This is a genomic window from Nonomuraea sp. NPDC049624, from assembly GCF_040675255.1.
Classification (GTDB): domain Bacteria; phylum Actinomycetota; class Actinomycetes; order Streptosporangiales; family Streptosporangiaceae; genus Nonomuraea.
The window spans coordinates 33,342-52,527 of sequence record NZ_JBFAOR010000021.1 but is presented as its reverse complement, the minus strand read 5'-3'; the positions used below and the strand labels follow the sequence as shown (position 1 = coordinate 52,527).

The following is a 19,186-nucleotide window of genomic DNA, read 5'->3' as shown; positions in this document are numbered from 1 at the left end:
GTCCGGGCGGGGTGATCATGGGCCGGGCGCGGCGCGTAGGGTGGTGACCCGAGCGGATACGATCCGTTCGCAGGCGACGCCGGGAAGGGCGGGTGATGGTCCGGTGGCGCAGAGGGCGACCGTCTACGACGTCGCTGAGCGGGCAGGCGTCTCCATCGCGACGGTCTCGCACACCTTCCGGCAGCCGGAGAAGGTCCGCCCGGAGACGCGCGAGCTGGTCCTGCAGGCCGCGCGGGCCCTCGGCTACGTGCCCAGCGGCAGCGCGCGTGGCCTCGCGAAGGGCCGCTCCCAGGCGCTCGGCCTGTACGCCTTCGACATGTTCCTGCCCTCCGACCTCGGCGCCCCGGACCTCGACGCGATGGTGGCCCGGGAGCTCGACGGCCTCGGCGACGTGCGGCGATTCCCGCTCTACGTCGACGAGATCCAGCGCGGGTTCGAGCTGGAGGCGCAGCGGCTGGGCCGCCCGGTGATGCTCGGGTCGGGGGCCAGCCGCGACTCGCTGGGCAGCTTCGACCTGGCCGGCAGCGTCGACGGCCTGGCGATCTTCCCGGGCGGCGCGGCGCGCGACCTGCTGGAGCACGTGGGGCGCGGCGTGCCCGTGGTGATCTTCAGCAGCCCGCCCATGCACGACCCGCTGCACCACATCACGGTGGCCAACGAGAGCGCCGTGCGCGAGCTCGTCGATCACCTGGTCGAGCGGCACGGCCGCCGGTCTCCGGCCTTTCTCGGCGAGCCGGCCGCGCCCGACATCGCCGCCCGGTTCGCCGGGTTCCAGGCCGCGCTGGCCGCGCACGGGCTGCCAGTCCCCGAGGAGCCGTTCGACACCACCGCGCTGGCCCAGGACAGCCTGCGCTCGTTGCGGGCCGCCATCGCGGCCGGCGACGTGCCGGACGCCCTGGTCTGCGCCACCGACCAGCTCGCGCTCACCGTGATGGACCTCCTGGCCCGGCACGGCGTCCGGGTGCCGGACGACGTCGCGGTCACCGGCTTCGACGGGATCGTCGCCGGGCGGCTCTCGAACCCGACGCTGACCACGGTCCGCCAGCCGTTCGCCTCGATGGGCCGGCTCGCGGTGCGCATCCTGACCGACACCGCGTCGGGGGTGTCCCACCCCAGGTCGTACGTGCTGCCGACCCGCATGGTGCTCGGCCGCAGCTGCGGCTGCCCCTGACGGAGTTTTATCTCGATTGCGCAATGGGGCTGGATTTCTGGCGAGTTAAGCGCATAAATTCTCAGCCGTTCGGGGGAGGGAACACAGGCCGACAGGAAGGAACTGGCCGTGCGACACAGATCTACAGTGGCGGCCCTGGTCGCGATCGCTGCCGCGACGGCGCTCACCGCGTGCGGCCGGGCCGACGAGGGCGCCGGACGGGCTCAGCCGTCCTCCAGCGTCGCGGCCAAGGCCGCCGGCGCGATCACGATGTGGGCGATGGGCAATGAGGGCGAGCTGCTGCCCGAGTTCTTGAAGAAGTTCGAGGCCGCCAACCCGGGGGTCAAGGTCGACGTGACCGCCATCCCCTGGGACTCGGCCTACCAGAAGTTCCAGACCGCCATCGCCGCCGGGAACGTTCCAGACCTGGCCATGATGCCCGGCCTGCCGGTGTTCAAGGACGCCTTCGCGCCCGTGCCCGGCACCATCGACACGGCGGGCATGTACCCGGGAGCCGTCTCGACGGGAACGATCGGCGGCCGGCTCCTGGAGGTGCCCTGGTACGTCGACGTCCGCGCGCTCTACTACCGCACGGACCTCGCGCGCAAGGCCGGCTGGGACAAGCCGCCGGCCACCTGGGACGAGCTGCGGCGGATGGCGGCCGACCTGCAGCGCAAGGCCGGTGCGAAGTGGGGCATCCGGCTGCCCGCGGGCAGCACCGGATCGTTCCTGTCCTCGCTCTGGATGCCGTGGTCCAACGGCGCGGAGCTGATGAACGCCGACCAGTCCTCGTGGACACTCGACACCCCGCAGTTCGCCTCGGCGTACGAGTACCTGGCGTCGTACTTCAAGCAGCGCATCGCCGACCCGAACGCCGACACGGCGCCCGCCGCCGCGGTGAAGGACTTCCTGACCGGCACGACGCCGATGCTCGTCGCCGGCCCCTTCCTGCGCGGCGCCATCTCCCAGGCCGGCGGGGACGCGTTCGCGGGCAAGTACGCGACCGCGCCGCTTCCGGCGGGGAAGAGCTCGACCTCGTTCGTCGGCGGCGCGAACCTCGTGGTCTTCAAGGCCGCCAAGAACCCCGGCTCCGCCTGGAAGCTCGTCCAGTGGCTCAGCGAGCCGCAGACCCAGGCGGCCTGGTACAAGGTCAGCGGCGACCTGCCGGCGACCCAGAGCGCGTGGCAGGATCCGGCGCTGGTCGCCGACCCGACGCTCGCCGCGTTCGCCGAGCAGCTCAAGACGGCCAAGGCGCCGCCGCAGCTGGTCGCGTTCGACAAGGTCGGCGCGGCGGGCGACTCGGCGATCGAGCAGATCATCAAGGGCGGCCTGCCGGTGGCGGACGCGCTGCGCAAACTCCAGCAGCAGGCCGACGGCATCGGGGTGTCCTGAGCGGTGTCGAACCCCATGTCACCCGCCGCCCCCGGACGGGCGCGCGCCTCCCGTGACGCGCGCGCCCGCCGGGCCGCGGGAGCCAACTCCGAACGCCGGCGCCGGCAGACGACGATCGCCTGGCTGTTCGCCGCGCCGTTCGTCGTCGTCTTCGCGGTGTTCATGGTCCTGCCGATCGCCGCTTCGATCGGCTTCTCCTTCACGGACCTGACCGCGCAGGACATCCAGTCGCCCTTCAACGTGGACTTCGTCGGCCTGCAGCAGTACGCGGAGGTCCTCACGGATCCGGAGTTCCAGAACGCCGCCGGGGTGACGGCGCTGTTCGTCCTCGTCGGCATCCCCGCCACGGTGGCGCTCGGGCTGGGGCTGGCGCTGGCGCTCAACTCGGGCGTCCGCCGGCTCAGGCCGGTCTACCGCGTCGCCTTCTACGCGCCGGTGGTCACGAGCGTCGTCGCGGTCTCGGTCATCTGGCGCCACATCCTCGCCCGCGACGGGCTGCTCAACATGGTCCTCGCCCTGGTCGGCGTCGACGGGCCGGACTGGCTGAACAGCACCACCTGGGCCCTGCCCTCGCTGATCCTGATGGCCGTCTGGCGCAACACCGGGACCCTCATGGTGATCTTCCTGGCCGGGCTGCAGGCCGTCCCGGCCGACGTCAACGAGGCGGCGGCGATGGACGGCGCCGGGCCCTGGCGCCGCCTGCGCAGCATCACGCTCCCGCTGCTGCGCCCCACGATCCTGCTGGGCTGCGTGCTCATCTCGGTCGGCTACCTGCAGTTCTTCGAGGAGGCATTCGTGATGACGCAGGGCGGGCCGCTCGGCTCCACGCTGTCCATGACGTACTACACGTTCAACGCCTTCGGCTTCGGCGACTTCGCCAAGGCGTCGGCGGCGAGCTACATCATGTTCGTCGTCATCGCGGCGGTCGGCGTGCTGCAGTTCCGCCTGCTCAGGAGGGCCGCATGAGCCGGCCGGGAGGCCTGACGGCGCGCTCGCTCAGCTACGTGGTGCTCACCGCGGGCGTGGTGGTGTGGCTCGCGCCGTTCGCCTGGATGGTGCTGGGCGCGTTCAAGACGCAGGACGAGATCTTCGCCGACCCCCCGACGTGGTGGCCGCACTCGCCCACCGGCGGGAACTTCGCCCGCTGGCTCACCGAGCTGCACTTCGGCACCTTCTTCGGCAACAGCCTCCTCGTCGCCGTGCTCACCGTGCTCGGCAACCTGCTGTTCTGCTCGATGGTCGGCTACGCGCTGGCCAAGATGGACTTCGCCGGGAAACGCGTCCTGCTCGGCGTGGTGCTGGTGACCATCATGGTGCCCGGCGTGGTGACCTTCGTCCCGCTCTTCGTGATCGTCGCGAAGATGGGCATCCTCGACACGTACGGGGCCCTGGTGCTGCCGTTCCTCACGCAGCCCGTGGGCGTCTTCCTGATGCGCCAGTTCATGCTGGACATCCCCGACTCGCTGCTGGAGGCCGCGCGCATCGACGGCGCCTCCGAGACCAGGATCTTCACCCGGGTCGTGCTGCCGCTGTGCGGCCCGGCGCTGGCCACCCTCGGCATCCTCACCTTCCTGGGCTCGTGGAACAACTTCCTGTGGCCGCTCGTGGCGAGCCAGACCGAGTCGATGTACACGCTGCCGGTGGCGCTCTCGCTCTACTCCACCGGCCAGTACGCGACCGACTACGGCACGCTGCTCGCCGGCGCCGTTCTGATCATCACGCCGATCCTCGCGCTGTTCGTGTCCCTGCAGCGCTACTTCGTGCAGGGCATCGCCACCATGGGCCTCAAATGACCACACCTCCGACACCCAAGACAGGATCCAACATGGCGACTTCGCAGCCGCTGACCTTTCCCGACGGTTTCCTGTGGGGCGCGTCGACGGCGGCCCACCAGGTGGAGGGGAACAACGTCGGAAGCGACTTCTGGCAGGCCGAGCACGACGGGAGCCCGGGACTGCCCGAACGCTCGGGGGACGCCTGCGACAGCTTCCACCGGTGGCCCGAGGACCTGGACATCGCCCGCGACCTCGGTCTGAACGCCTACCGGTTCAGCGTCGAATGGGCCCGCGTGGTCCCCGCGCCCGGTCACCCGTCGCCGGCCATGCTGGACCACTACCGCCGGATCATCGAAGGCTGCGGGCAGCGCGGGCTGACCCCGGTCGTCACCCTCCACCACTTCACCAGCCCCGCGTGGCTGAGCGCCGTCGGCGGATGGACCTCGGGGGAGGCGATCGCGCACTTCGCCGACTACGTCCGCGCGGTGGTGCCGATCCTCGACGGCGTGCCCTGGGTGTGCACGATCAACGAGCCCAACATGGTCGCCCTGGTGGCCGCGCGCCGCAGGTACGGCGCCGGCGAGCCCGTCCCGTCCTTCGTCCCGCCGGACCCCGCCGTGACCGCCGCGCTGGCCCGCGCGCACGAGCAGGCCCGCGACCTGCTCGCCGCCGTGCCCGGACTGCGGTCGGGATGGACGGTGGCCAACCAGAACGTGCAGGACCACGGCGCCGGCCCCGACCGCACCGCCGAGCTGTCCTACCTGGTCGACGACCAGTACATCGACCTGGCGAAGGACGACGACTTCATCGGCGTGCAGGCCTACAGCCGCCTGCGCGCCGGCGGGGAAGGCGTCATCGCCCCCGGCCCGGACGACAGGCGCACGATGATGGGCTGGGAGTACTACCCCCTCGCCCTGGAGGACGCGGTCCGGCACACCGCCGCCCGGCTCGGCGGATCGACCCCGCTGCTCGTGACCGAGAACGGCATCGCGACCGGCGACGACGACGAACGCGTCGCGTACACGACCGAGGCCGTCAGGGGCCTGGCCCGCGCCATGGCCGACGGCGTCGACGTGCGCGGTTACCTGCACTGGTCACTCCTGGACAACTACGAGTGGGGGTCGTGGACGCCCACCTTCGGCCTCGTCGCGGTCGACCGGACCACCTTCCGGCGCACGGTCAAACCCAGCGCCCGCTGGTTCGGACGGCTCGTCCAGGACCCGGCGGCCGTCCTGGGCGGGAAGGCCGCGCCGTGACGGACCTCCTGGACGTGACCCTGGACGCCGCCGACCTGGCCCCCCTCGTCGACGGCGCGGCCGTCCTCGACCCGGGAGCCCACGGCGGCCTGCGCCCGCGCCGGCTGCCGCCATGGGCCCGCGCACAACACGACGATCCCTGGTTCGACCTCATGGAACAGGCCCCCACCGGCGTCTCCCTCCGCTTCGCCACCAGCGCGACCCTGCTGCGGCTGCGCCTGCACACCCGGTCGATCCGGCCGGCCGGCGCCGGGACCGCCAGGCCGCACAGCCTCGCCGTCGTCGTCGACGGCGCGCTGGCGGGCCACGTCGCCATCCCCGAAGGGGACGTCGTGGTCATCGGCGCCGACCGGCAGGTCACCGGCCGGGAACAGCGCGATCCGTCCGAGGTGACGGTGGCCCTCGTGCCCGGCGGCGGGGAGAAGCAGGTCGAGATCATGTTGCCGCACGACTGCGCGGTCGAGGTCATCGGCCTGGCCGCCGACGCCCCGATCTCGCCGCCGTCCGCCGGCGGTTTCCCGCGCTGGACGCATCACGGCAGCTCCATCAGCCATGGGCTGCAGGCCGCCACGCCCGACGGCACCTGGCCGGCGCGGGTCGCCCTGGGCACCGGCTGGCGCCTGCGCAACCTGTCGTTCGGCGGGAACGCGCAGCTCGACCCGTTCGTCGCCCGCATGATCAGGGACACCCCCGCGGACCTGATCACCCTGAAGGTGGGCATCAACCTCGTGAACGCCGACTCGATGCGGGCCAGGACGATGCTGCCCGCCGTGCACGGCTTCCTCGACCTGATCCGCGAGGGCCATCCGACCACGCCGGTGGTCCTCATCACCGCCATCGCCTGCCCGGCGCACGAGCACACGCCGGGACCGACCGTCGACCGCGGCGGCACGGCCGCCGGGGCGGACCGGGCCCTGGAGGCCGACGAGGGCGCCCTCACGTTGGCCGCCACCCGCCGGATCATCGAGCGCGTCCACGCCGGGCGCGCGGCCGACGACCCCCACCTGCACCTGGTGGACGGCCGTACCCTGCTGGGCGAGCAGGATGCGCGCCTGCTGGGCGACGGGCTCCACCCCACGGAGGAGGGGCTGGACCTCATCGCGCGGCGCTTCCAGGACACGGTGGCCGGCATGCCGGCCCTGGCGGGGCTGCTCGGAGGCCGGCGATGAGGGCCGCGCTGGTGCCGTGGCCGCACGCGGTCGCGCTCGACCACGCGACGACGATCGTCCTGCATCCCGGCCGCGTCGAGATCCGGGCGGACGATCGTCTGGACGACGCCCGCGCGTGGCTCGAAGGCGAGTTCGCCCGCCTTCCCGCCACCCCCGCGGCGGGCGACCCGCCCCCGTCGCGCGTCGTCCTGCTGATCGGGGAGGCTCCCGGCGACGTGCCGCCGGCCGGCGGCGTCGCGCCGGAACAGCTGCCCCCGGACGAGCGGCACACCGTGACGATCGCCCCGGGGGAGATCACGATCACCGGCCCGAGCCCGCACGCGGTCCTGCGGGGCGCCGCGACGCTGGTGCAGCTGGCGGAGTCGGCGGCGGGCCGGCTGCCGGTCGGGCGCATCACCGACGGCCCCGCCCTGGCGTGGCGGGGCCTGATGCTCGACGTCGTCCGGCATCCGTTCCGCCCGGACGAGATCCGCCGCGTCGTCGACCTGCTGACGCGATACAAGCTGAACGTGCTGCACCTCCACCTCACCGACTCCGGCGGCTGGCGGCTGCAGTCGGCGGCCCGTCCCGCGCTGGACGCGACCTCGCCCGGCGAGCTGATCACGCGGCGCGAGCTGGCGGAGCTGACGGCGTACGCCGCGGCGCGCGGGGTGACGATCGTGCCCGAGATCGACCTTCCCGGGCACGCCCATGCCGCGATCCGCGCCTACCCGGAGCTCGCCGGCGACGGGACCGCCACCCGCCTGGGCTACGTCGATCCGGCCATGCCCGGGGCCGAGTCCTTCATCGCGGAGACCGTCACCGAGTTCGCGCAGGCGTCCCGTGCCCGGTTCGTGCACGTCGGGGGGGATGAGCCGTTCGGGATGCCCGTCACGGCGTACACGCGCGCGGTCGGCGTGGCCGTCCGCGCGGCCCACCACGCCGGCAGCCGGGTCGTGGCCTGGCAGGAGACCGTACGCGCCGGGGCGCTCGGCGACGGCGACCTCGTGCAGCTGTGGATCGGCGCGGAGACGAGCATCGACGCCGACGCCAAGAAGGCGGAGCTGCCGGAGTCCGCGCACCCGTTCGTCGACCAGATGGTGGCCTTGTTCGCCCTCGCGCCGTCCGACGGGCCCGCCGCGGCGGCCGCCGGGCTGCCGGTGCTGCTGTCCTCCAGCGACGTGCTGTACTACGACCGCCCGTACGCCGAGCCCGCCGCGGACGCCGAGGGGGAGGCGCGCCGGGCCCGGCTCGGGTTCCGCGACTATCCGGCCAAGACGCTCCGGCAGATGTTCGACTGGACCCCGCGGTCGTTGGTGGCGGGGCTCGACGTCCGCGTCGCCGGGGTGGAGGCCGCGATCTGGTCGGAGACGATCACGTCCTTCGACGATCTGGCGTTCCTGCTGCTCCCTCGTCTTCCGGCCGCGGCCGAACGATCCTGGACGCGCGAGCCGGTGACCTGGGAGGACCACCGGGCACGCCTGCGACCGCACGCCGCCACGTGGGAGGCGACGGGATGGGGAGCGGCGTACCGGCCCGCGGCGGAGCCGTGACCCCGCCGCGGCCCCGGAAGCTCGCCGCGATCCCAGGGCTCGTGGCGGGCGCGGAGCCCGTCGCGGTCCGGGGGCTCGTCGTGGTCAGGCTTGCACGGGCGATCCGCCGAGCTCGGTCACCGTCAGGGCGCGCAGCAGGTGCGGGTGCAGGCTCTCGGCCCGCGTGCGGGGCAGGCCGGCGGCGAGCGCGGCGTCGGTGAGCGCGGCCCGCGTCCAGGCCAGGTCGACCCGCCGGCCCGCCTCGCCGGTGAGCAGCGGGTGGTCGGCGGGCCGGTCGCCGCACAGGCGGCGCAGCGGGCGGCGCAGGTAGGGGGCGAGCGGGAAGGCGACGATGTCGCCCCGCCCGTCGTGCAGGGTGATCAGCACGGGGTCGCCGGCGCCCACCAGGTGCACGTCGCACGGCGTCAGCCGGGCCAGCGCGTCGACGGACGCGCCCGTGGACTCCAGCAGCCCGACGGCCACGGCCTCGGCTAAGCGCCCTTCCTCGGCCAGCAGGGCGACCCCGCCGCGCAGCAGCCGCCGCTCGGCCGGGGTGGGCGGGTGCGCGACCGGCGCCGGGAGAGCCGGCCCGTGCCGTCCGGCGAAGGCGTAGAACGAGGCCAGCACCGCCCGCCGGCGGACCACCGTCGCGCGGGCCAGCGGCCGGCCGGACGGCGCGAGGCCGGCGGTGAGCGCGGCCAGGCAGTAGGCGTCGACCTGCGACCCGGCCCCCAGCACGTCGCCGCCGGGATCCTGCCCGCGCAGCCACCGCAGGTAGGAGGCCAGCACCCGCAGCCGCGTCCGCCGCAGGGCCGGGGAGGGCCGCTCGCGCAGCCAGGCCGCCGCCGCGCCGGCCGCCGCCGGAGCCAGCCCCTCGACGACGTCGACGTCGGCCGCGGGGACCTCGCCGCCGTCGCCGGGACCGCGCCGCGGACGCAGCCCCTCGATGCGGGAGACGAGGCCGCGGGCCTCCTGACCGGTGAACGCGCCCCGGGACGCGACGGTGTCCTCGGCCATGCTCAGCACACGACCGGCACGGCGACGGGATCGGCGGCAGGGTCGGCGGCGGCCCGTGCCGGGACACAACAGGACGAAAGGGAGGCGTGGAGGACGTCGCTGCTCGCGCCCAACGGACCCATCATGATCTCGATCGTCTCATGGAACTGCGCCCGCGCACTCCATCCGGCCGGGCCGCCGGGGCCGCGGGAGCCAGGGGCGCGGCCGTCCGCCGAGGTCAGGGTTCGATCAGGCCGGCGCGGATGGCGTAGCGGGTCAGGTCGAGCCGGTCGTTGAGGCCGAGCTTGGCCAGGATGTTGCTGCGGTGGCGGTCGACGGTCTTGGGGCTGATGACCAGGGTGTCGGCGATGGCCTTGGTGGAGTGGCCTTCGGCGATGAGCTTGACGATCTCCTCCTCGCGGGCGGTCAGCAGGGTGTCGGGCAGCGGGTCGCCGTGCCGGTGGCGGTGGAGGTAGTCGCGGATCAGCGCGGTGACCGCCCCGGGGTACAGGAACGGCTCGCCGCGCATCGCCGCCCGGCACGCCTCGATGAGGTCGCGGTCGGCCACCGACTTCAGCACGTAGCCGCAGGCCCCGGCCTTGAGCGCGGCGAAGAAGTACTGCTCGTTGTCGTACATCGACAACATCAGCAGCCGGATGCCGGGCCGGCGGCGGGAGATCTCGCGCGCGGCCTGCAGGCCGGTCATGCGCGGCATGGCGATGTCCAGGACGACCAGGTCGATGTCGTGGGTGCGGACGGCCTCGACCGCCTCGGCCCCGTCGGCCGCCTCGGCGACCACGGTCAGGTCGGGCTCGGCGTCGAGGATCAGGCGGACGCCCTGGCGGACGAGCGCGTGGTCGTCGGCGAGCAGGATGCGGGTCATCGGGCGTTCTCCTTGGCCGCGCCGGGGACGGTGAGGACGATCTCGGTGCCGCCGCCGGGCGGCGAGTGCACGCTCAGCCGGGCCCCGATGAGCAGGGCCCGCTCGTGCATGCCGCGGATGCCGGCGCCCGGCTCGCCGATGCCGCCCCGGCCGTCGTCGGTGACGCGCAGGACCAGGTCGCCGTCGTCGGGCGTCAGCGTGAGCGCCGCCCTGGTCGCCTGGGCGTGGCGGGCGACGTTGGTCAGGCTCTCCTGGGCGATGCGGTAGAGCACCAGCTCGACCTCAGAGCTGAGCGGCGGCAGCCCCGGAGCCAGTCTACGCGTGACCTCGACCGTGCCGGTCTGCGACAGGTCGGTGGCCAGCGCGGTGAGGGCGCTGGTCAGCCCGAGGTCCTCCAGGACGCCGGGACGCAGCCGGTGGGCGACCTGGCGCACCTCGTCCAGGCTGGTCCTGATCGCCTCCTGGGCGTGGCCGAGCTCGTCGGCCAGCTCCGCGGGCGCCCGGTCGCGCACCCGCTTGAGCGCCAGGAGCGCGACGGTGAGGCTCTGGCCGATCTCGTCGTGCAGCTCGCGGGCGATGCGGCCGCGTTCGGCCTCCTGGGCGGCCAGGGCCTGGGCGCTGGCCACGCTGCGCTCCTCCTCCAGCCGGTCGAGCATCTGGTTGAAGGTGTCGGTGACGCCGCGCAGGTCCCGGTTGCCGGCGGGCAGCCGGTCGTGGGTGTGCAGCAGGTCCACCCGCCGCATGAGGGCGGTCAGGGAGGTCAGCGGGGCCAGGCTGGCCCGCACCAGGAACGCGTTCGCCGCCAGGATCAGCGCCAGGCCGATGAGCAGCACCGGGATCTCGGTCAGCAGCACCGGTGAGGAGACCGTCGCGGGGGACAGCGCCAGCACGAACGTGCCCGCGGCGAAGACCAGCGCGTTGATGACGAACAGGCGGCGGAACAACGCCTGGGCCGGGGTGCGGCCAGGCGGCTCCGGCGCGGTGGCGACGGCGTCTCTCATGCCCTTAGCCTGGGCGTTCGCCGCCCGCGCTGTCCACTGACCCGGCCCGGATACGGCCCCGCCCCCACCCGATATGGGGGCTGGACCCGATGGGCGCGGCCCCCCGCGCGGTGATGGCATGGTCTCCCCGGAAAACAGGGACGGACCGTAAGGAGGTGGGCGATGCGTGGCACGGACCTTCGCCGAGCCGCGGCGGCAGGACCGCTTCTCCTCCTGCCCGCCCGCGGGTCGCGGTCCGTCCCCCGGGGCCATCTGACGCGCGGGCCGCGCCGGGGGCCGGCCGCCGTCCCGTGGCCGGGGCTGAGCGCCTGAGCCGTCCTGGCCGCCTTTGTGACCTTCGCCCATGCCCCCGCTGGAGGCTCCCCATCAAGATCCGTCATACGACCGCGCCCCGAACCGGCGCGAACCGTCGTCTTCCCACCACTCCGACCACCGTGGACGGTGCCATGCGAGCACAGGACATCGCCGTCACCCTGCCGACCGTGACGGCCCGCGACTCCGTGGGACGCGCCGTGCGCCTGATGGTGGTCAACCGGCTGCCCGGGCTCATCGTGGTCGACGAGCGGGGCAGGCCGGCGACCGTGCTGCCGGGCACGCAGGTGCTGCGGCTGGCCATCCCCGGCTCGTACCAGGAGGACCAGGCCCTGGCCCGCACCCTCGACGAGAGCGACGCCGAGCTGTTCTGGCAGGAGCTCGCCCACCTGACGGTCGGCGACTGCCTGCCCAGGCCGCCCGCGCGGCCCGTCACCGTGCCGCCGGACGCGACCCTGCTGGAGGTGGCGGCGCTGATGGCCCGCACGCGTAGCCCGCTCGTCGCCGTCCTCGGCCCGGACGCCACCCTCACGGGGGCGATCACGCTGGAACGCCTGCTGACCAGCCTGGCCATCACGAGCCTTCCGGACTGATCCGCATGAGCGCGATCCTGGCCCTATCCATCTTCGTGGTGGCGTTCTTCTTCATCGCCACCGAGAAGGCCGACAAGGTCAAGGTCGTCCTGGTGGCGGCCGGCCTGATGACCGTGCTGGGGCTGACACCGGGGGAGGAGGTGTTCTCCTCGGGGCACGCGGGCATCGACTGGAACGTCATCTTCCTGCTGCTCGGCATGATGATCATCGTGGGGGTGATCAAGCAGACCGGGCTGTTCGACTACCTGGCGATCTGGGCGGCCAAACGCTCGCGGGGACGGCCGTACCGGCTGATGGCGATGCTGATGGCCATCACCGCCGTGGCCTCGCCGTTCCTGGACAACGTCACGACGATCATGCTGGTCGCGCCGGTGACGGTGATGGTGTGCGGACGGCTGCGCATCCCGGCGCAGCCGTACCTGATCGCCGAGGTGCTGGCCTCCAACATCGGCGGGGCCGCGACGCTGATCGGCGACCCGCCGAACATCATCATCGGCAGCCGGGCAGGGCTGACGTTCAACGACTTCCTCGTCCACATGGCGCCCGCGGTCGTGGTGATCTTCGCGGTGTTCGTGCTGCTCACCTACCCGCTGTTCCGCCGGTCGTTCCACTACAACGCCGAGCACGTCGCCAAGGTGATGGCGCTGCAGGAGCGGCGGGCCATCACCGACCCCGCACTGCTGGCGCGGTCGATGACGGTGCTGGCCGCGGTGGTGACGGCGTTCGCGCTGCACTCCGTCCTGCACCTGGCGCCCTCGATCATCGCCCTGGTCGGCGCGGGGGTCATGCTGCTGGTCTGCCGGGTCGAGCTCGGGGACGTGCTGCGCGAGGTCGAATGGCCCACGCTGGTGTTCTTCGCCGGGCTGTTCGTCATGGTCGCCGGCCTGGTGCACACCGGCATGATGGAGACCATCGGCCGCGCCACCATCGACCTGTTCGGCGACAACTACTTCGCCGCGGCCACCTCGCTGCTGTTCGGCTCCAGCGTGCTGGGGGCCTTCTTCGACAACATCCCGTACGTGGCGACGATGGCGCCGGTGGTCGAGGAACTGGCCGCCGCCGCACCGGACGCGTCCACCGGGCAGGCGCTGTGGTGGGCCTTCGCCTTCGGCGCCGACTTCGGCGGCAACGGCACCGCGGTCGCCGCCAGCGCCAACGTCGTGGCCCTCGGGATCGCCGCCCGCACCGGGAACCCGATCTCCTTCTGGCAGTTCACCCGGTACGGCATCGTCGTCACCCTGGGCAGCACGGCCCTGGCCTGGGTGTACGTCTGGCTGCGTTACTTCTGACCCGGGCCGCCCGGGTCAGGGGCGCAGCCGGTGGAACAGCTCGACCCGGGCCCGGTGGTAGTCGAGGTCCTCCTCGTCGTGCGGCACGCCCGCCGCGGCGGCCTTGCGGAAGTAGGCGTGCTCCCTGCGCAGCTTGTGCCGTACGAGCTGGGCGAGCGACTCGTCGTCGAGGGGGGCCGCCGTGCCGCCCTCCTCGTGGTAGGCCGCCACGAACTCCTTGCTGGGCCCGGTCAGGTCGTCGCCCCACTCCAGCGCGGCGGCGGCCAGCTCCAGCTCGGGGGCGCCGACGAAGGTCTCGTCCCAGTCGAGGACGGCGACGATGCGGCCGTCCCTGGCCAGGGTGTTGCCGGTGTAGTAGTCGCCGTGCAGCGGGTGGCGTACGGGATGCCCGGCGTGGAAGGCCGCCAGCCAGCGGTCGAGGACCGGGTCGTGCAGGTCGGCGGCGTCCGGGGGCGGGTCGCCGTACAGGCCGGACTCCTGGAAGGCGGGCACGGGACGCGGGCCGGGACGCAGACCGGCCAGCGCGCGGTGGAGCCTGGCCAGCAGCCGCGCGCCCGCCTCCCGCTGGGCGGGGACGTCGGAGTCGGGCCACTCGCCCTCGACGTAGGGCCAGCAGGAGACCGCCCGCCCCGCCACGACGACCACCGTCGCGCCGCCCGCGGTGGCCAGCGGGGCGACGGCCTCGGGGAGCGTGGTGGCGGCGTGCCGGGCGACGGCGTGGCACCACTCCGACTCGGCCACGCCGCGCGCGGCCGGCCCCACCCGGACGACGTGGTCGCCGAGGCGGTAGGCGGCCGACTCCTCCCCGCCGTGCAGCCGCTCGCCCTCTCCTTCGGCGCCCCAGGCCCGGGAGACGGCGGCACGGATCTCGGGGGTGAGGGGCGTCTTCGCGTAGATCACCTTGTCAGGTTATGGGGTTCAGGTCATGAGCCGGGACGGCTTGTGGAGTGTTCTGCCAAGGTCGGGCGACACGTGGCGCAAATTCGGCGCTCTCCGCCGGATGGCGCTTAACCTGCACTAACAGGATCATCATCCGCTTGTCACCCTGCCGTCAGGGCCGCCGGTGCCGAGCCCGCTCCGAATTCGGGACGCTCATGATCGTGCAGTCGCAACAAGTCGCACAAAGCTCACATCCGCCCGATACCCGCCCGTCCCGGCGACGAGGCACCCGCACGCCACCCGGCACCGCACGCCGCGCCCTGAGGCCGGCCGTCACCGTCCCGCTCGGCCTGCGGCGGGTTGTCGCCGTCCCGGTCGGCCCGCGGCGGGCTGTCGTGGTCCCTGTCGGCCCGCGGCGGGCCGTTGCCGTCGGGGCCGGCTCGTGGGCCGTGGGGCAGTTGGCTGATGGCGTCGTGCCCGGTCAGGGGCAGCACATCGTCCGGGCCGCGTCCGTGTGCCGGGCCTTCCCGGGCCGGCTGCGCGCACGCCTTGGAACGGTCCAGAGTCAGGGGCCGGTCCGGTGCGACCTGCCGCCCGCCGTCGTCCCGCGCTGCCGTTAGCGCCGCTCGGGCCGGCCCGCCGATCACCGTCTGGGAGTCCCGCGTGTCCCATCCGACTCCGCCCGCAGTGCCCACTGCTGTGCCGTCCGCCACGCTGCCCGTGGTGCCGTCCGTGGTCCCGTCCGTCGTGCCGCCCGTCGTGCCGCCCGTAGGGGCGGGGCGGGGGCGGGCGACGTGGCGGCACGTCGCCGGCTCCGGCCGGCGCGTGGACATCAACCCGTGGCTGGCGCGGGCGCCGTGCTCGGTGCGCGCGTGCCTGCCGGAGGAGGCCGTCGCCGCCGGGCGGGCGCGCCGCGCGGCCCGGCTGTGCGCCGCCCTGCTGGTGCTGCTGGCCGCGTTGCCCGCCTTCCTCGTCGTGGGAGCCGGGCCGAGGCGCTGGCGGGCCAGGACCGCGCAGGCCGCGGCCCGGCTGCTGCTGCGCGCGCTCGGCGTCCGGGTCGAGGTCGCCGGTCCGGCGGACCTCGCGGGGGAGGGGGCCGGGGTGCTCGTCGTGGCCAACCACGTCTCGCTGCTCGACCCGCTGGTCATGCTGGCCGCGCTGCCCTGCCGCCTGCTGGCCAAGCGGGAGGTGCGCCGGTGGCCGCTCATCGGGACGCTCGGCGCGGCCTGCGGGGCGCTGTTCATCGACAGGGAACGCCTGTCCACGCTGCCCGCCGCGGTGGGCCTGGTCCGCGACGCCCTGCTGGCCGGGGAGGCGGTCGCCGTCTTCCCCGAGGGCACCACGTCCTGCGGGCGCGAGGTCGGCACGTTCCGGCCCGCGGTCTTCCAGGCGGCGATCGACGCGGGGGCGGCGGTGTGCCCGGCCGTCCTGCGCTACTACGAGGGCCCGAGCCCGTCGAGCCGGGGGAGCTGGGTGGGCGAGGACTCGGTGACCGGGTCCGTCGTCCGGGTGGCCGGGACGCGGCGGCTGCGGGCCGAGGTGCGGCTCACCCCGCTCCTGCCGCCGCCCGCGCCCGCCCGCGGGCCGCGCGGACGGGCCGCCCTGGCCCGCGCCGCCGAGGAACGCGTACGCGCCGGCCTCGACTGAATGCCCAAGCCAACCGCACAGGCCCGACCGCACAAGGCCCGACCGCACAGGGCCCGACCGCACAGGGACCGACCGCACAGGCGCGCGCCGCGGGGGAGCGCGTGCGCGGCGGCCTCGACCGACCGTTACTCGACGTAAGGATTCACCGATGTGGGGCAATTCGCCGCCGTCCGGCCGTGGGCGGAGGTGGCCGCGACGGGTCGTGCTCTGGGGCGCGGCCGTCACGTTCGCCGTCTCGCTCATGGCCGGCCTGGACGTGCACGACCGGCTCGTGCTGGGCGACATCGTGCCGCTCGGATCGCAGTCCCTGCGCGCGGACGACATCCTCCAGGACGCCTTCCACGCGGGCAACGCCGACCTGGTCCTGATCGCCCGCGCCGCGCGCCCGGTCGACGACCCCGAGATCGACGCCGCCGGGACGCGGCTCACCGAACGCGTCTCGGCCGACCCGGGCGTGTGGCGGGTCACCTCGTACTGGCGCGGCCACGAGCCCAGGCTGCGCGGCGGTGACGGGCGCGCGGCGGTCGTCCTGGCCCACCTGCGCGGCGACAACGCCGCCCGCAACGCCGCCGCCCGCCGGATCGTGGAGTCCCTGCACGGCCGCTACGGCCCCCTGTCGCTGACCGCCACGGGCGAGGCCCAGGTGCGCGTCGAGGCGCAGGACCGCAGCGAGACCGACCTGCGCACCGCCGAGCTGATCGCCGCGCCGCTGACCCTGGCCATCCTGTGCGTGGTGTTCGGCAGCCTGGTCGCCGCCCTGCTGCCGGTGCTGATCGGCGCGCTGGCGGTGATCGCGACCATGGCGGTGCTGCGCCTGCTCACCGAGGTCATGGAGATCTCGGTGTTCGCGCTGAGCATCTCCAGCGCGCTCGGCTTCGCCCTGGCCGTCGACTTCAGCCTGTTCATCGTCACCCGCTTCCGCGAACAGCTCGCCCAGGGCCAGGACGCCGCCCAGGCGGTCGCCGTCACCATGCGCACCACCGGCCGGGCCATGGCCTGTTCGGCGGCCACCGTGGCGCTGTCCATGTCGGCGCTGCTGCTGTTCCCGTTCACCATCCTGCGCTCGCTGGCCGTCGGCGGGATGACGATCAGCCTGACGGCGGCCGCGGCCAGCCTCGTGGTGCTCCCGGCCGTGCTCACCCTGCTCGGCGACCGGGTCAACCGGCTTCCCGTGCCCGGCCCGTGGAACGCCGCCCGCCGGTCCGCGCCGCCGGTGGAGGACGGGCCCTGGTACCGCCTGGCGGTCGCCGTCATGCGCCGCCCGCTGGCGGTCGCCGTGCCGACCACCGCGCTGCTGCTGGCCATGGGCGCGCCGTTCCTGGGCGCCCGCTTCGGCACCCTGGACGACCGCATCCTGCCGCCCGACGCGCCCGCCGCCCGGGCGGCGCAGGCGCTGCGCGCGGAGTTCGGCGGGCAGCAGGTCGTCGGCGGCACCATGATCGTGCTGCCGGACCTGCGGATGACCGGGCAGAGCTCCGCCGGCCCGCTGGACGGCTACGCCAGGCGCCTGGCCGCGACCGACGGCGTGCTCCGGGTGGACACGGCCGGCGGCTCCTACAGCCGGGCCGCCGCCGTCCCGGGGCCGGGCCGCCGGTTCACCGGCGAGGCGGGCACCTGGCTGCTCGTCACCACCGCGCACGAGCCGTACTCGGTGGCCAACAGCGAGCTCGTCCGGCGCCTGCGCGCGATCCCGGCCCCGGGCCAGGCGCTGTTCGCCGGGCCGGGCGCCGAGCTCGACGACATCAGGCAGAGCATCGCCGGCACGCTGCCCACGGCCCTGGCGCTGATCGCGCTGGCCACCCTGGCCATGGTGACGCTGCTGACCCGCAGCGTCGTGCTGGCCGTCAAGGCCCTGGTGATGAACGTGCTCAGCCTCACCGCCACCTTCGGCGCCCTGGTGCACGTCTTCCAGGACGGCCACCTGCGCGGGCTGGTCGGCGACTTCACCGCCACCGGCAGCATCGACGCCCTCATGCCCACGCTGATCTTCTGCGTCGCCTTCGGCCTGTCCATGGACTACGAGATCTTCCTGCTGTCCCGGATCACCGAGGAGTACCGCGACCGCGGCGACACCGCCACCGCGGTCGCCACCGGGCTGCAGCACACCGGACGGCTGTTCACCTCGGCCGCCGTCATCTTCGCCGTCGTCATGGCCGCCGTGGCGACCTCCGGCCTGGCCGTGCTCAAGATGATCGGGGTGGGCATCGCGCTGGCCGTCCTGGTCGACTGCACGCTGATCCGCACGCTGCTCGTGCCCGCCGTGATGCGCCTGGCCGGACCCGTCAACTGGTGGACGCCCCGGCTCCTGCGCGGCAGGCGGGGCAGCGGCGGCGGCTCTCCCGGCGACCCGCCGCGCGTCCCCGTCGGCGCGGCGGCAGGCGGGCCGCCCGGGCCAGGCGGCCCGGACGGGACGGAGCCCGCGGCACCGCCGGCGGGCACACCATGACGACCACCCGCGACCAGGACCACCGCCACGAGCGGCCGCCGTCCGGGCCGGGGCTGTCGCCGTGCACGCCGGACGCGTGCGTGCGCCCGCCGGTCGCCGCCGCCGGGCCGGTCCGCCGGGCCGCCCGCCTCCTGGGCTGCGCGCTGGCCCTGGCGGTCGCCCTGACGCTGTCGGCGGCGCCCGCCCGCCGCGCCGGGGCCCTGCGCGCACGCCTGGCCCGCAGGGCCATGGGCCTGATCGTGCGCACGCTCGGCATCACGGTACGGGTCCCCGGCGGCGTCCCGGTCCTGGACGGCCACGGCACCCTGCTGGTGAGCAACCACATCTCGTGGGCCGACCCGCTGATCATGGCGGCCCTCACGCCGGCCCGCCAGCTCGCCAAGCGGGACATCGGCCGGTGGCCGCTGGTCCGGTCGCTGGCCGCCGCCCACCGCACGCTGTTCATCGACAAGGACCGCCCGGCCGGGCTGCCCGCCGCGATCACGGCCGTCGCCGCCGCGCTGCGCGACGGGGACGCCGTGCTGGCCTACCCCGAGGGCACCACCTGGTGCGGGCAGGCCATGGGAGCCTTCCACCCGGCCCTGTTCCAGGCCGCCGTCGAGGCGGGCGCGACCGTCCGGCCGGTGGCGCTGCGCTACCGCGAAGCCGGCATGCCCTCCACCCGCGCCGCCTGGATCGGCGCGGACTCCCTGCCGCTCTCGCTGCTGCGCGTGGTCGCGACCCGGAACCTGGTGGCCGAGGTGACGTTCCTGCCCCCCGTACGCCCCGCCCCCACCGGACGGCCGCGCGCGGACCGGGCGGCGCTGGCCGCGCTGACCGAGTCGCGGGTCAGGGACGCTCTGGGCCCGGCTTGATGGACATTTGAGGTGTCATACCCGGACCCGCCC

The 19,186-nt window shown here is 74.3% G+C and carries 16 protein-coding genes; 12 read left to right on the top strand and 4 right to left on the bottom strand.

The genetic code is table 11. The annotated features are described in order from the left end of the window. Positions 1-103 precede the first annotated feature (103 nt). The 7 genes from AB0J76_RS47060 (at position 104) to AB0J76_RS47030 (ending at position 8,274) form a co-directional block, all read left to right on the top strand. A complete protein-coding gene (locus AB0J76_RS47060; RefSeq protein ID WP_352326390.1) occupies positions 104-1,171 on the top strand; it encodes a LacI family DNA-binding transcriptional regulator in 1,068 nt (355 codons plus the stop codon). Positions 1,172-1,279: 108 nt separating this feature from the next. After that, a complete protein-coding gene (locus tag AB0J76_RS47055) occupies positions 1,280-2,542 on the top strand; it encodes an extracellular solute-binding protein (RefSeq protein WP_352326389.1) in 1,263 nt (420 codons plus the stop codon). Positions 2,543-2,545: 3 nt separating this feature from the next. After that, a complete protein-coding gene (locus AB0J76_RS47050; protein WP_364393906.1) occupies positions 2,546-3,508 on the top strand; it encodes a sugar ABC transporter permease in 963 nt (320 codons plus the stop codon). Beyond that, positions 3,505-4,335, top strand: a complete 831-nt coding sequence (locus tag AB0J76_RS47045) for a carbohydrate ABC transporter permease (protein WP_352329192.1) — start codon at positions 3,505-3,507, stop codon at positions 4,333-4,335. Before AB0J76_RS47050 ends, AB0J76_RS47045 begins: the two co-directional genes overlap by 4 nt. Positions 4,336-4,367: 32 nt before the next feature. Next, on the top strand, positions 4,368-5,573 hold the full coding sequence (locus AB0J76_RS47040) for a family 1 glycosylhydrolase (protein ID WP_352329190.1): 1,206 nt from the start codon (positions 4,368-4,370) through the stop codon (positions 5,571-5,573). Further along, positions 5,570-6,742, top strand: coding sequence for a GDSL-type esterase/lipase family protein (locus AB0J76_RS47035; protein WP_352329188.1), 1,173 nt, complete (start codon positions 5,570-5,572; stop codon positions 6,740-6,742). Before AB0J76_RS47040 ends, AB0J76_RS47035 begins: the two co-directional genes overlap by 4 nt. Then, complete coding sequence (locus AB0J76_RS47030; RefSeq protein ID WP_352329186.1) at positions 6,739-8,274, top strand: family 20 glycosylhydrolase; 1,536 nt, start codon at positions 6,739-6,741, stop codon at positions 8,272-8,274. The genes AB0J76_RS47035 and AB0J76_RS47030 overlap by 4 nt, the downstream gene beginning before the upstream one ends. A gap of 84 nt (positions 8,275-8,358) precedes the next feature. Here AB0J76_RS47030 and AB0J76_RS47025 read toward each other — a convergent pair whose 3' ends face one another. The 3 genes from AB0J76_RS47025 to AB0J76_RS47015 all read right to left on the bottom strand — a co-directional run bounded on the left by AB0J76_RS47025 (position 8,359) and on the right by AB0J76_RS47015 (position 11,133). Further along, positions 8,359-9,270, bottom strand: a complete 912-nt coding sequence (locus AB0J76_RS47025) for a hypothetical protein (protein WP_352329184.1) — start codon at positions 9,268-9,270, stop codon at positions 8,359-8,361. A gap of 217 nt (positions 9,271-9,487) precedes the next feature. Further along, complete coding sequence (locus AB0J76_RS47020; RefSeq protein WP_352329182.1) at positions 9,488-10,132, bottom strand: response regulator transcription factor; 645 nt, start codon at positions 10,130-10,132, stop codon at positions 9,488-9,490. Further along, complete coding sequence (locus AB0J76_RS47015; RefSeq protein ID WP_364393899.1) at positions 10,129-11,133, bottom strand: histidine kinase; 1,005 nt, start codon at positions 11,131-11,133, stop codon at positions 10,129-10,131. Before AB0J76_RS47015 ends, AB0J76_RS47020 begins: the two co-directional genes overlap by 4 nt. A gap of 446 nt (positions 11,134-11,579) precedes the next feature. On the opposite strand from AB0J76_RS47015, the gene AB0J76_RS47010 reads away from it, so the two are divergent. Together AB0J76_RS47010 and AB0J76_RS47005 are read left to right on the top strand one after the other, a co-directional pair. Continuing rightward, entirely contained in the window at positions 11,580-12,038 is a 459-nt protein-coding gene (locus tag AB0J76_RS47010; RefSeq protein ID WP_352330979.1) for a CBS domain-containing protein, read from the top strand. A gap of 5 nt (positions 12,039-12,043) precedes the next feature. Continuing rightward, positions 12,044-13,327, top strand: a complete 1,284-nt coding sequence (locus AB0J76_RS47005; RefSeq protein ID WP_364393896.1) for an ArsB/NhaD family transporter — start codon at positions 12,044-12,046, stop codon at positions 13,325-13,327. Positions 13,328-13,342: 15 nt separating this feature from the next. On the opposite strand, the gene AB0J76_RS47000 is transcribed toward AB0J76_RS47005, so the two are convergent. Next, positions 13,343-14,227 carry a phosphotransferase gene (locus AB0J76_RS47000; protein ID WP_352331462.1) on the bottom strand — a complete coding sequence of 295 codons (885 nt, stop codon included), beginning with the start codon at positions 14,225-14,227 and terminating at the stop codon, positions 13,343-13,345. A gap of 642 nt (positions 14,228-14,869) precedes the next feature. Here AB0J76_RS47000 and AB0J76_RS46995 point away from each other — a divergent pair. From AB0J76_RS46995 to AB0J76_RS46985, 3 genes are all read left to right on the top strand, one after another. Continuing rightward, on the top strand, positions 14,870-15,853 hold the full coding sequence (locus AB0J76_RS46995) for a lysophospholipid acyltransferase family protein (protein ID WP_364393892.1): 984 nt from the start codon (positions 14,870-14,872) through the stop codon (positions 15,851-15,853). Positions 15,854-16,055: 202 nt separating this feature from the next. Continuing rightward, positions 16,056-18,299 carry an MMPL family transporter gene (locus AB0J76_RS46990; protein WP_364393889.1) on the top strand — a complete coding sequence of 748 codons (2,244 nt, stop codon included), beginning with the start codon at positions 16,056-16,058 and terminating at the stop codon, positions 18,297-18,299. Then, positions 18,296-19,153 carry a lysophospholipid acyltransferase family protein gene (locus tag AB0J76_RS46985; protein ID WP_364393886.1) on the top strand — a complete coding sequence of 286 codons (858 nt, stop codon included), beginning with the start codon at positions 18,296-18,298 and terminating at the stop codon, positions 19,151-19,153. Before AB0J76_RS46990 ends, AB0J76_RS46985 begins: the two co-directional genes overlap by 4 nt. Positions 19,154-19,186 lie beyond the last annotated feature (33 nt).